This window comes from Exiguobacterium sp. EA-TM-5, from assembly GCF_053878415.1.
On the sequence record NZ_CM132670.1, the window covers coordinates 1,422,900 to 1,435,306 of the forward strand.

General features: G+C 49.2%; 14 protein-coding genes and 1 other annotated feature. Of the genes, 12 read left to right on the forward strand and 2 right to left on the reverse strand.

All coding sequences use genetic code 11. The features are described 5' to 3' along the window. The first annotated feature begins 40 nt into the window (after positions 1 to 40). The 8 genes from minD (at position 41) to ACV3PA_RS07305 (ending at position 6,534) form a co-directional block, all read left to right on the forward strand. Complete coding sequence (gene minD / locus ACV3PA_RS07270) at positions 41 to 844, forward strand: septum site-determining protein MinD (protein WP_029342255.1); 804 nt, start codon at positions 41 to 43, stop codon at positions 842 to 844. Positions 845 to 907: 63 nt separating this feature from the next. Beyond that, positions 908 to 2,248 carry a ribonuclease E/G gene (locus tag ACV3PA_RS07275; RefSeq protein WP_053453957.1) on the forward strand — a complete coding sequence of 447 codons (1,341 nt, stop codon included), beginning with the start codon at positions 908 to 910 and terminating at the stop codon, positions 2,246 to 2,248. Positions 2,249 to 2,321: 73 nt separating this feature from the next. After that, positions 2,322 to 2,391: a sequence feature (ribosomal protein L21 leader region), on the forward strand. A gap of 15 nt (positions 2,392 to 2,406) precedes the next feature. Continuing rightward, positions 2,407 to 2,715, forward strand: a complete 309-nt coding sequence (rplU, locus tag ACV3PA_RS07280; RefSeq protein WP_012370978.1) for a 50S ribosomal protein L21 — start codon at positions 2,407 to 2,409, stop codon at positions 2,713 to 2,715. Positions 2,716 to 2,718: 3 nt separating this feature from the next. Continuing rightward, a complete protein-coding gene (locus ACV3PA_RS07285; RefSeq protein ID WP_023468945.1) occupies positions 2,719 to 3,057 on the forward strand; it encodes a ribosomal-processing cysteine protease Prp in 339 nt (112 codons plus the stop codon). A gap of 14 nt (positions 3,058 to 3,071) precedes the next feature. Further along, a complete protein-coding gene (gene rpmA / locus ACV3PA_RS07290) occupies positions 3,072 to 3,350 on the forward strand; it encodes a 50S ribosomal protein L27 (protein WP_012370976.1) in 279 nt (92 codons plus the stop codon). A gap of 68 nt (positions 3,351 to 3,418) precedes the next feature. Continuing rightward, the gene (locus tag ACV3PA_RS07295) at positions 3,419 to 3,901 is read left to right on the forward strand and encodes a Spo0B domain-containing protein (protein ID WP_053453956.1); all 483 of its coding nucleotides are present in this window, start codon (positions 3,419 to 3,421) and stop codon (positions 3,899 to 3,901) included. A gap of 15 nt (positions 3,902 to 3,916) precedes the next feature. Next, positions 3,917 to 5,212, forward strand: coding sequence for a GTPase ObgE (obgE, locus tag ACV3PA_RS07300; protein WP_053453955.1), 1,296 nt, complete (start codon positions 3,917 to 3,919; stop codon positions 5,210 to 5,212). Between the two features lie 53 nt (positions 5,213 to 5,265). Next, on the forward strand, positions 5,266 to 6,534 hold the full coding sequence (locus ACV3PA_RS07305) for a hemolysin family protein (protein WP_456125896.1): 1,269 nt from the start codon (positions 5,266 to 5,268) through the stop codon (positions 6,532 to 6,534). Between the two features lie 45 nt (positions 6,535 to 6,579). On the opposite strand, the gene ACV3PA_RS07310 is transcribed toward ACV3PA_RS07305, so the two are convergent. Together ACV3PA_RS07310 and ACV3PA_RS07315 are read right to left on the reverse strand one after the other, a co-directional pair. Beyond that, complete coding sequence (locus tag ACV3PA_RS07310) at positions 6,580 to 7,122, reverse strand: transcription repressor NadR (RefSeq protein ID WP_053453953.1); 543 nt, start codon at positions 7,120 to 7,122, stop codon at positions 6,580 to 6,582. Positions 7,123 to 7,149: 27 nt separating this feature from the next. Further along, positions 7,150 to 8,229, reverse strand: a complete 1,080-nt coding sequence (locus ACV3PA_RS07315; RefSeq protein ID WP_053453952.1) for a cysteine desulfurase family protein — start codon at positions 8,227 to 8,229, stop codon at positions 7,150 to 7,152. A gap of 97 nt (positions 8,230 to 8,326) precedes the next feature. Here ACV3PA_RS07315 and ACV3PA_RS07320 point away from each other — a divergent pair, with 97 nt between their 5' ends. The 4 genes from ACV3PA_RS07320 to ruvA all read left to right on the forward strand — a co-directional run bounded on the left by ACV3PA_RS07320 (position 8,327) and on the right by ruvA (position 12,405). Then, positions 8,327 to 9,796 carry an L-aspartate oxidase gene (locus ACV3PA_RS07320; protein WP_456125897.1) on the forward strand — a complete coding sequence of 490 codons (1,470 nt, stop codon included), beginning with the start codon at positions 8,327 to 8,329 and terminating at the stop codon, positions 9,794 to 9,796. Continuing rightward, positions 9,720 to 10,562 (forward strand): carboxylating nicotinate-nucleotide diphosphorylase, encoded by an 843-nt coding sequence (gene nadC, locus ACV3PA_RS07325; protein WP_456125898.1) that lies wholly within the window; start codon positions 9,720 to 9,722, stop codon positions 10,560 to 10,562. The genes ACV3PA_RS07320 and nadC overlap by 77 nt, the downstream gene beginning before the upstream one ends. Beyond that, complete coding sequence (gene nadA, locus ACV3PA_RS07330; protein ID WP_456125899.1) at positions 10,552 to 11,649, forward strand: quinolinate synthase NadA; 1,098 nt, start codon at positions 10,552 to 10,554, stop codon at positions 11,647 to 11,649. The genes nadC and nadA overlap by 11 nt, the downstream gene beginning before the upstream one ends. Positions 11,650 to 11,811: 162 nt before the next feature. Then, positions 11,812 to 12,405, forward strand: a complete 594-nt coding sequence (ruvA, locus tag ACV3PA_RS07335; RefSeq protein ID WP_053453948.1) for a Holliday junction branch migration protein RuvA — start codon at positions 11,812 to 11,814, stop codon at positions 12,403 to 12,405. The last annotated feature ends 2 nt before the right edge of the window (positions 12,406 to 12,407 follow it).

Below are 12,407 nucleotides of genomic sequence, written 5' to 3' on the forward strand. Positions count from 1 at the left end.
ACAAGTGAAAGAACAGGTACATATGGAGGCGAAGACGAACATGGGACGCGCCATCGTCGTCACATCCGGGAAAGGTGGCGTCGGAAAAACGACGACGACTGCAAATATCGGAACAGCACTTGCGTTGATGGGACATTCGGTTTGTCTCGTCGATACGGATATCGGGTTACGCAATCTGGATATCGTGCTTGGTCTCGATAACCGGAGTATCTATAACATCGTTGACGTCGTGACAGGGCAATGTAAGTTGCACCAAGCGCTCGTCCGCGATAAACGTTTTGAAGAGATGTATCTGTTGCCTGCTGCTCAATCAAAGGATAAGTCCTCCGTCACACCCGAACAGGTGAAGGCAATCATCGATACACTGAAACTCGAATACGACTTTGTCTTGATTGACTGCCCAGCAGGAATCGAACAAGGGTTTATGAATGCAATCGCTGGAGCGGATGAAGCCGTCGTCGTGACGACACCAGAAAAAGCAGCCGTCCAGGATGCGGACCGGATCATCGGAATGCTCGAGCGTTCAGAACGTAACATTGTTCCAAAACTCGTCATTAACCGGGTCCGTTCACACATGATGGCGTCTGGTGATATGCTCGACATCGATGAGATCATGCGTATCCTCTCGATTGATCTGCTTGGTCTGATCATCGATGATGAGGAAGTCATCGCTGCTTCCCACCGTGGTGTTCCCGTGACGATGAATCCGGATAACCGGGCTGGACTCGGCTACCGAAACATCGCGCGCCGGATTCTGGGAGAGTCCGTACCGCTGCTCGATTTAAATGAACAACCGCAAAAAGGGTTCTTCGTCAAATTGAAGAAGATGCTTGGGATGAAATAAGAATGGGAAATTAGACTAGGACGACATCGTCGCGCCTAGTCTAATTTTTTTGGAGGGATCAGTATGCGATGGATTAGTGAACAGACCGCCTCGCTTGAACGACTGGCATTGGTCGAAGGGGGACGATTGATTGAATACCATGAACGGATGCGTGACGAGATTCGCGTTGGTACATTCGTTTATGCGAAAGTCGATCGGCTGCATCCGACACTCGGAGCGGCCTTCTTAATCGCGACCGATGGAACGCCGCTTTATTTACCACTAAACGAGACGATTGAAGCGCTGCGTCGTTATCCGGATGTACCGACGATCGGTCAAGCCGTCCAGGTCGGACAAACGTTACTCGTCCAGGTCGTTAAGGAAGGCGTCGCACCGAAACAACATAAGGTGACGCAGAACATCACTTATGGGGGGCGTTATCTCGTCTATTTTCCGTACGGTCGGCGTGTCCGTTTTAGTCGGAAGCTAGATTTAGTCGTTCAGCGTCAGCTAGCGGAGCAACTGACGACGACAGACGAAGAAGGGATTCTCTACCGGACGGAGGCAGCAAAAGCATCGATTGAGGAATTAAAGCAAGAGCTGCAATCGTTGCGGACACGGCATAAAGAGCTGATGCAAGCACCACGTCTCGAACAAGACGAGGCGTTGATCGTCCAAGAAGCAAAACGGCTTCCACACGTCACGGAAGCACTCGTTATGACGCGTCAGGAAAAGGAACGACTTGAACTACTTGGTCTTTCTGTCGAACGCTCGTTACGAAAAGGACGCTTGCCAGAGATGGAGAAAATTGATGGGGCAATCGAGAGGGCGATGCAACGTGTCGTCTGGCTTGACGGAGGGGCGTATCTCTTGATTGAAGAAGTTGAGACGATGACGGTCATCGACGTCAACAGCGGAAAGACGATTTCCGTCAAGGAACAAAAGCGGACGTTTGACCAGATCAATGAAGCGGCTGCTGTCGAAGTCATGCGCCAATTACGATTGCGCAACATTAGTGGAATGGTTGCGATCGACTTCCTTCGCGGCTCAAGTAAAGGTCAGACACGGGTGACCCAACTCCTCAAAGAGCGAGCAGCACTCGAGACGAAACAAATCGAGGTCTACGGATTCACGAAAATGGGCTTATGCGAACTGACACGACAACGTCACGGAAAATCACTACAGGAACGCTCACAGGAATCCGGTCAGTGGACACGATTAAGCGTCTATCGGTTGATCGAACCAAAGTTACTTGAAATCGCGACTTATGCCGAAGCAGTCGTGATTCGGGCACCGCGTCACCTGATACAAGACGAATTCGTTTCTCGCCAACCGCTCGAAGTGCATGTGCTTGAAGGTGATCCCGCCGTCCTTTTCACGGGGGCGTCACAGGACTGTCTCGATTTCATCAAGCGATCGGAATAATCCTTCAGAACAGCATTGACAAGGTGGAAGAACGTTTGGTATTCTGAATAACGTTAGTTCGTTTGGAAGCACCAAATGACTACAACCGCACAGACCGGGTTTTAAAGCATCTGCTGCCCGCGATGGCGAGTCTGAGTTCCTAAGAGGAGGTGCACGTAATGTACGCAATTATCAAAACTGGTGGTAAACAAGTCAAAGTCGAAGCTGGCCAAGAAATCTACGTTGAGAAATTAAACGCAGACGTCGACAGCACAGTCGAATTTGGTGAAGTATTGATCCTTGGTGGTGACGATGTTAAAGTCGGCGCTCCACTCGTAGAAGGTGCGAAGGTCGTAGCAACGGTCATCAAACACGCTCGCGCGAAAAAGATCACTGTCTTCAAAATGAAAGCGAAAAAGAACTACCGTCGTAAGCAAGGTCACCGTCAACCTTACACGAAGGTCCGCATCGAGAAAATCGAAGCGTAAGCCATGATACGTGTCAAGATTCGACGAGATGAAGCGGAACTCGTCCGCTCCATCGAAGTGACAGGACATGCCGAGTTTGCAGAACCAGGTCTCGACCTTGTCTGTGCCGGCGTCTCGTCGGTGATCTTCGGGGCATATAATGCCATAGAAGCATTACTCGGGCAGGTCCTGCTCCTTGAAATGGCAGAACAACAAGAGGGTGGCTACTTTTATGTAGAACCGTACGCTGACTTAGCACCGGATGTCAGTGAACGCACCCAATTGTTACTGGAGGCGACTTTGGTCCAGCTTGGTACCATCGCTGAAAGTTACGGTGAGTTTATCCAACTTGAACAAGTATAGGAGGTGGATTCCACATGTTGAAACTTAATCTTCAGTTCTTCGCATCGAAAAAAGGGGTAGGTTCGACAAAGAACGGTCGTGACTCGCAATCGAAACGCCTTGGGGCGAAACGTGCAGACGGTCAAACTGTTTCTGCTGGTTCAATCCTCTACCGTCAACGCGGTACGAAGATTCACCCAGGTATGAACGTCGGACGTGGTGGCGATGATACACTTTTCGCAACTGCAACTGGTGTCGTTCGTTTCGAACGTCTCGGACGCGACAAGAAACAAGTCAGCGTTTACCCAGCATAAGGATCGACGAAGCAGACTCTAGCCACTTTCGAGGGTTAGGGTCTGTTTTTTTTAGGAGGGAACGACCGATGGAGGAACAACAGGTACTTGATCTTTTAAAGACTCTTCGTCACGAGTGGTTGAACCGGATACAACTCGTCCGTTCGTATGGCGCGATCGGAGACGAACAAGCAGTCGAGTCAATCTGTTCGGCATACCGAGATCAAGCATCTCGGGAAGGACGTCTAGGGCGAATCGGATTGCCGAAAACCGCACTGGCGTTACTACAAGCTGAATGGTCAGGCAAAACTGTGACGTATGATGTCATCGGAGCACCCCACATGGAAGATGAGCGGTTGAAACAACTCGTCGAAGCAGCCATCGCCATGATTGATGTAGGAGTAGGAGAAGTATCCGTGACCTTCCACGAGGGCGTGACCATCGAGATCTATCGGGATCTACTAGATATGTCGCGCCTTGAAGATCTAGTGACGCCGATGGAAATCGAGTCGCAGACGGAAAATGAGTGTGTGATTGAGATTGAAAGTCTTCCGTTTGAGGAAGAGAAGTAAGAGGAGGGATCCGACATGTTTGTCGATCAGGTAAATATTTATGTAAAAGCAGGTGACGGAGGACGTGGGCAAGTAGCGTTCCGTCGCGAGAAATACGTTCCAGACGGTGGCCCAGCCGGCGGTGACGGTGGTCATGGAGCTCACGTCGTCCTCGAAGTCGACGAAGGACTTCGGACATTGATGGACTTCCGTTACAAACGTCACTTTAAAGCAGTTCAAGGTGAAAACGGAATGTCAAAAGGGATGCACGGTCGTAAAGCCGAGCATTTAGTCGTCAAGGTCCCACCGGGTACGGTTGTCTACGATGATGATACAAATGCGGTCATCGCTGACCTCGTCCATCACGGACAACAAGCAATCGTCGCAAAAGGTGGACGTGGCGGACGTGGGAATACACGCTTTGCGACACCAGCCAACCCAGCGCCTGAGCACGCTGAAAACGGTGAGCCAGGAGAAGAGAAGTACTTGAAGCTTGAACTGAAGATGCTAGCAGACGTTGGTCTCGTCGGCTTCCCGAGTGTCGGGAAATCAACGATGTTATCGGTCGTTTCAGCAGCACGTCCGAAAATCGGCGCGTATCACTTTACGACGATCACACCGAACATCGGTGTCGTCGAAACGGAAGATAGCCGTAGTTTCGTCATGGCTGACTTGCCAGGATTGATTGAAGGAGCAAGTGAAGGTGTTGGACTCGGTCACCAGTTCCTCCGTCACGTCGAGCGGACGAAAGTCATCGTACACGTCATCGACATGAGTGGAATGGAAGGACGCGATCCAATCGAAGACTACAATATCATCAATAAAGAACTCGCGGACTATAATCTTCGTTTGACAGAGCGTCCACAAGTTGTCGTCGCGAACAAGATGGACATGCCGGATGCGGCAGAACATCTCGAAGCATTCAAGGAAGCTTTCCCGGATCTTGAAGTATTCGAGATTTCAGCAGCAACACGTCAAGGGTTGCGTGATCTCTTATTCCGAATCGCTGACCTCGTCGATGCGACACCAGAATTCGGTTTAGAGGAACTCGAAGAGAAAACAGCGACACCACGTGTCGTCTATGGTTACGAAGCACCAGAAGCTGGCTTTACGATTTCGAAAGATGAAGACGACTGCTTCGTCATCAAAGGACCACGGATCGAAAAACTCTTCACGATGACGAACTTCATGCGTGAAGAATCGATTAAACGTTTCGCTCGGACACTTCGTCAAATGGGTGTCGACGAAGAGTTACGTCGTCTTGGTGCGATTGACGGTGATGTCGTTCGAATTCGTGATTTCGAGTTCGAATTCGTCGAGTCATCATTCTAAGCGGTTCATTCCATTAGGAAACGGAGTGTGAAAGCATCGTGGACCCATTGCCCATGATTTCATTCGTTTGGTTAATTCCGATTCTCGTGTTATCCGCGTTCTTCTCCTCATCCGAGACGGCACTAGCGAGTGTTAATCGGTTGCGGTTGTTGCATCAGTCAGAAGCAGGGGACGCGCGTGCGTCCCGCGTGTTTCGTTTGCTTCAACGTTATGAAGAGACACTGACTTCGATTTTGATTGGTAATACACTCGTCAATGTTGGGTTCGTCTTGTTCGGCGGCTGGTGGATCATCCAGTTCGTCGAGACAGTGGCGACGAAGACTGTAGCGTTTCTTGCGCTATTCTTTTTGTTGCTGTTGTTTGGAGAATTGATTCCGAAGTCATATGCCCGTGAGCATACAGAACGTTACGTTTTGTTAATCGGGCGTCCGCTTCGTTTCTTCTTACTATGTTTTCGACCGCTCGTTTTCCTGTTACTCCGCTTACGTCAGTTGGCGTTGCGGTTGATTGGAGCGGATCCGAAAGGACCACTCGTGACAGAACAGGAACTTAAGGCACTCGTCGATATCAGTCAGGAAGAGGGCATCATGGGGCTTGCAGAGGCGGAACTCGTCCATCAAGCGGTTGATTTTCAACATGCGACGGTCGAGGATGCATTGACACCTCGGATCGACATTCAAGCGATCGATATCGATGCGCGGCTCGAAGACATCCTCACAGAAGTACAAAAAGGCGGCTATTCCCGTCTACCGGTCTATAAGGACTCGATTGATCATGTCATTGGTGTATTATCGGAACGGGACTTCCTACGAGCGTATGTGAAGAACGGCTCCGTTGAAATCCGAGAATGGATTCGACCCGTGTCATTCGTCGTCCCACAGACACGATTGATGGATTTATTACCAGAACTCAAAATCAAACAATCTCATATGGCTGTCGTCCTCGATGAATTTGGAGGCACGGCGGGTCTCATCACGCTCGAAGATATTTTAGAGGAGATTGTTGGTGAGATTTGGGATGAACACGATGAATCATTGGAATATACGAAACGAATTGGTCCGGAGCAGTATGAGTGTCTAGCAGAGTATGATATTGAAGACTTTTGTCAGCAATTTCAATTGACGATGCCAGATACGGATGCCCAGTCTCTAGGTGGTTGGATCATGGAAGAGAGTGGACAGTTACCGGAAGTCGGAACGGCGATGCATTATGAACGCGTCACGTTGACCGTCTTGCATATTGAAAACCGACGCGTCCGAAAAGTCTTAGCGACTTTTGATCGTTCATCTGCGATGCCAGATCCACGACTTGAAACGATTTAAATACAAAAACCGCTTATTCTCTAGGAATAGGCGGTTTTTGTATGTTCAGACATCAAGTTCTGAAACGAGAATCCCGAGGCGATCGAGTTTTGCAATCGCTGCTTCGAGTGCTTCTTCGTGATCGGCTTCGAGGGTATGGATATGAACTCCGTCCGTCAGGCTCGAAAGTGGAGTAGCTTGTGTCTCCTTCAGTTGCTCAAGTAATACGCGGACATCGCGACGACTTTTCAGCATCAATTCTCCCGTAATGAAACCATAAACGGGATGTTCGATGATGACATCACGAATGACGACTCCCTCATCGACGATGGCGTCACACTCATCCTTTAACTGATCGATGCCATGACGACAAACGATTTTGCGGCGAAATTTCGATCCATCGACTTCCGGATCATTGATGAAATAACCACGAGCTGTCGCAATGACAGGATATCCTTTTGCTTTTAACAATGATAAATCCTGTACGATCACTTGACGACTAACTCCTGCTTGTTTAGCGAGTGCTGTTCCCGTGACAGGTTGTTCACTCTCTTCAATCATACGAAGTAATGCTTTCCGACGTTCTTCTCCGGAGATGCGTTTCCCCATCATGTCTCCTACCTTTCTCCAGTGTCATCAAATCGTGTTCAACACATCAATGCACTGTGCGATTTCTTCGTTCGTCGTTTTTCTTCCAAAGCTAAATCGAATCAACCCATGAGCAGCTGACTCGTCAAAGCCGATCGCACGCAATGTCGCGTTTGGACCGTTTTCTCCAGCTCGACAAGCGCTACCAGCGGAAACTGCTATTCCAGCACGATTCAATGCAAGCAACACATATTGACCATCACGTTGTTTTGTATGGATGGCACAGATGGAAGCGAGTTGAATCGGTGACTCAATAATTGCGTAACGAGACGAAGACAATGTTTTTTTTAGCATACCACGAAATACCTGACTTGAATCTTGAATTCCTGGATTTTCTAGTCGCGTGGCTTCGCAAGCAGCAATGAATGCGGCAATTCCTGGAACGTCGACTGTGCCTGGGCGAATCCCGAACTCGTGATGTCCTTCGTAGTAGGGACTAAAGAGCGGTCGCCGCAGGTAGAGGGCACCTAATCCTTTTGGTCCATATACCTTATGGCTACTCATCGTGTAGGCGTCAAAGGCGTCAATGTTGATATCGTCTTTTAAAAATCCTTGAACCCCATCGCAATGAAATAGAATTCCACGTGATTGACAATAGGCGGCAATCCGTTCGACTGGAAACCGGAATCCCGTATCCGAATTGACGTGTTGAATTGAGACGATACCGATGTCGTCCGTACACGCCGTGACGAATTGATCCCAATCAAATGTTCCGTCCGGTAATAAAGTAAGGTGACGTGTTTCTTGTGCCCAGCGCGCAAGTGGGAGCAAAACCGAATCGTGCTCACATTGAAGTGTCAAGACAGTTGTCTTACGACTTTGACGCATTAAGTGAGTCAAAGCGATGTAATTCGCTTCGGATCCGCTTCCTGTAAAGATGACGGTACCCTCTTGTTGGTTCAACTGTTGCATCAGATAGTGACGTGCTCGTTCTAACAAACGTTCTGCGTCACCACCGATGTCATGAAGGGAAGAACTGTTGCCGTAGAACGACTGAGCGGCTTGCTGATAATGATCGAGCGCTTGTGGGTGTAGCGGAGTGGTAGCTGCGTAATCGAGATAGATCATGAAAAATCCTGTCCTTTCGTCTTGTCACTCAGCTAAAAGTATGCCAAACTTATTGTCAAGTCAATAGTAAACATTTAGATATAGAGGTGTAAAACATATGTCTTTACATAAAAGACTCGAGACAGATGTGTTGATCATCGGAACAGGGCTTGCGGCAATTTCTGTCGCCTTGCATCTTCCACCAGGTACCGAATCGTTACTCGTTACAAAAGGAACTCGTTTTGAGACGAATTCCGTTCGAGCACAAGGTGGAATCGCATCATCTTATGCAGAAGTCGATCATCAAGGTCATTTTGAAGATACGTGCCAGGCGGCGAAAGGACGAATTAAGGAAACCGTTGTTGGTTACGTGACGCGTTCAGGAACTGAGGCGATAGAATTTCTATTACGGTATGGTGTCCAGTTTGATCAAGATGATGCTGGGTACTTGCTTGGTCGAGAAGGGGCACACCGCTTGCCTCGGATCTATCACTCTGGTGGGGACGAGACTGGTAAACGAATCATGGAAACATTGATGCCGTACGTACCGTTCCCGATTCTCGAGCAAACGTATATTACGGAATTGATTCAAGTTGATGGACAGGTGTTAGGTGCCGTCGGATACAGGAACGGTGAACCGATTGAGATTTTGGCGCGAGCCACGATTCTTGCAACGGGTGGAGTTGGTGGATTATTTGCTGCATCAACGAATGAACCTATGATTCAAGGAGATGGTATTGCGCTTGCCTTTGAGGCAGGTGCGACGATCCGTGACCTCGGGTATATTCAGCATCACCCGACAGTACTTGTTCATAATGGACGATCGGAAGGCTTAATCACGGAAGCATTACGTGGAGCAGGAGCCATTCTTGTGACGAAAAGCGGTGACCGAATCATGGCGGATCACCCGATGCAAGATTTAGCGGCGCGAGATGAAGTAGCAAAACGAATCCATGAGGTTCGAAAACAGGAACCCGTTTATCTTGATACATCAAAAGTCGTCGATCGTGCAAAACGGTTTCCAACGTTTGTTGAAAAATGTGAAAAACTGAACATAAATCCGGATCTCGTTGAAATCGCACCAGGTATTCATTTCTTGATGGGGGGAATCGAGACGGACCTTACAGGACAGACGAATGTTCCAGGACTTTATGCGGTCGGCGAGACGGCGTCAATCGGACTGCATGGTCGAAATCGCTTGGCATCGAACTCACTGCTTGAGTGTGTCGTCATGGGGAAAGCAGTGACGGAACAGCTACAGTTGTTGCCGGAGCTTGCGGTAGGACGAGTCAAACGACGTTCGGGAACTTTACGTTCCGTAACAGCTTGTGTGTCAAAAGTGATTGGCGTTGAAATGAACGTTAAACAAATACAGGATTGCTTGGATGAATTAAGAAGGTGGACGTTAGAGGAATCAGGACAGGACGCGGAAAAAAATCGATTACGTTACGTCACGGCATGTTTGTTGCTTGAAGGGGCACGGGTTCGATTGACAGGAGAGGATGAGAACGTTGAACAAATGGCAGTTACGGCAGCAACTGGAAACATTTTTAGTGGAGGACATCGGACACTGGGATATTACGAGTGAAGGATGTCTGACAGGACAAGAGCGAGGAAAAGGTCGTTTTCTAGCAAAAGAAGACGGCATCTTTTGTGGGGAAGACGTCATTCGTGAGATGGCACATCTTTTACAGGTTGATGTGACGATTCATGTAGCAGAAGGCACTGTCGTGACGCGCGGAACGTTACTTGCTGAGTGGTCGGGTTCATTACAGGACATCTTAAGCGGGGAACGGGTCGCCTTGAATCTTGTCCAGCGTCTATCCGGCATCGCGACAAAAACACGTCAAGCGGTCGAAGTGGCAGCAGGACGGATCCGGATCACGGATACACGAAAGACGACGCCTGGATTACGGATGCTAGAGAAACATGCCGTGCGTGTCGGTGGTGGGTACAGTCACCGCGGGAGACTCGATGATGCGGTCATGATTAAAGATAATCACATCACAGTCGCAGGATCGATTACAGAAGCAGTGATGCGAGCAAAACGAGTCGCGGGTCATACGACACCAATCGAAGTCGAAGTCGAGACGGAAGCAGAAGTGCTTGAAGCAGTGGCAGCAGGAGTCGATATCATCATGCTCGACAACCGGACACCGGCAGAAATCAAACACCTCCGGCAACTGATTCCACCGCAGATCACGGTCGAACTTTCTGGCGGGATCACGATTGAGACGTTACCCGACTACGCGGATAGCGGCGCAAATGTCATCTCGCTTGGCGCACTCACCCATTCAGCAACAGCGCTTGATATCAGTATGAAAATCGAAGGAGGAAAAAAAGATGTCATTTGACTTATTACGTCATGAGGGGATTCCGGCGTCGTACTTACAGCAATCAGAAGCAGACTTGATTGCGATCATTGAAGGGGTCAAAGCACGGATGGGGAGTCGCTTATTTTTACCTGCCCATCACTATCAAAAGGATGAAGTCGTTCAGTTCGCGGATGCGACAGGAGATTCGCTCCAGCTCGCGCAAGTCGCGAAGCAGATGACAGAAGCGGAATACACGGTCTTCTGTGGCGTTCACTTCATGGCGGAGACAGCGGACATGCTGACGGATACGTCACACACGGTCGTCCTACCTGACATGCGTGCCGGGTGTTCGATGGCGGATATGGCGAACGATACACAAACGGAACGCGCATTCACGATTTTGACAGAGCGGTTCGGTGAGTCAATCTTGCCGTTGACGTATGTCAATTCAACAGCTGCGATCAAAGCATTCGTTGGTAAACACGGTGGCGCAACGGTGACGTCTTCGAACGCTGTCCAAATGGTCGAGTGGGCACTTGCTGAAAGAGATATCTTATTCTTTCTACCCGATCAACATCTCGGTCGCAATACGGCACATGCGCTCGGGATTCCGTTAGAGCAGATGGCGATTTGGGATCCGATTAAGGACGAACTTGTCTTTGGGGGAAATGATCAAGATGTCCGCGTCATCTTATGGAAAGGGCATTGCTCGGTACATGAAAAATTCACAGTCGGACAAATCGAACAGTTCCGCAAGACAGACCCGGAGCGAAAGATTCTCGTTCACCCTGAATGTTCCCATGAAGTCGTGGCGGCATCTGATTTTAACGGATCAACAGCGTATATCATTCAGCAAATCGAGCAGGCTGCACCGGGAACAAAATGGGCGATCGGAACAGAGATGAACCTTGTGAATCGACTCGCAACGACTCATCCGGATCTCGATATCGTATCGCTCAATCCGTTCATGTGCCCGTGTCTGACAATGAACCGGATTGACTTACCGCACTTAGCGTGGGCGCTCGAACAGGTCGAAGCAGGGGAACCGGTCAATATCATCACAGTCGACGAAGAAACGACACGGAATGCTGTATTGGCACTCAAGCGGATGCTCGAAAGATCGTAAGTACAGATGTGTAGCGTGGTCGCGTAAGCGATTACGCTTTTTAATTTTTAGGTTTCGAGAGCGAACGTATGTATCGATTTTTGCTGAAGAACGCTTTGAAGCCAAACGAAGATGTATGCTACAATAACACGAGAGTTTGTTTATAGATGGGAGCGTTCCACATTGATAGAATTCGTACGCGGCGAAGTCGCTTATGTCTGTGCAGAATTCGTGACGGTAGAAGTCGGCGGGATTGGCTACAAAATCGTAGCACCGAACCCGTTTTTTTATCGGACCGGAGACGAACAGATCATCGTATATACGTATCACTATGTCCGTGAGGACCAAGAAGTCTTATTCGGATTCCGTTCCCGGCGTGAGCGTGCCTTGTTCACGAAGTTGCTTGGTGTAACAGGGATCGGACCAAAAGGAGCGCTCGCAATCGTCGCATCGGGTAATGTCGATGCGCTCGTTGAAGCGATCGAACAAGAGAAGGAAAGTTATCTCGTCAAGTTCCCAGGTGTCGGCAAGAAAACAGCGAAGCAAATGACACTTGACCTAAAAGGCAAGTTAGCGGAGCTCGCACCAGACTACGTGCCGAGCGAAGGTTTGTTTGCGCAAGGTAACGCTGAGTTGAACGAAGCGTGTGAGGCTCTAATGGCACTCGGTTACAGTGATCGAGAAGTCGAAAAAGTCAAAAAAGCGTTGCAAGCAGAAGTCCTGTCGACGGATCAATATGTCAAACGGGCACTCCAGTTGTTATTGAATGTGAGGTGAGG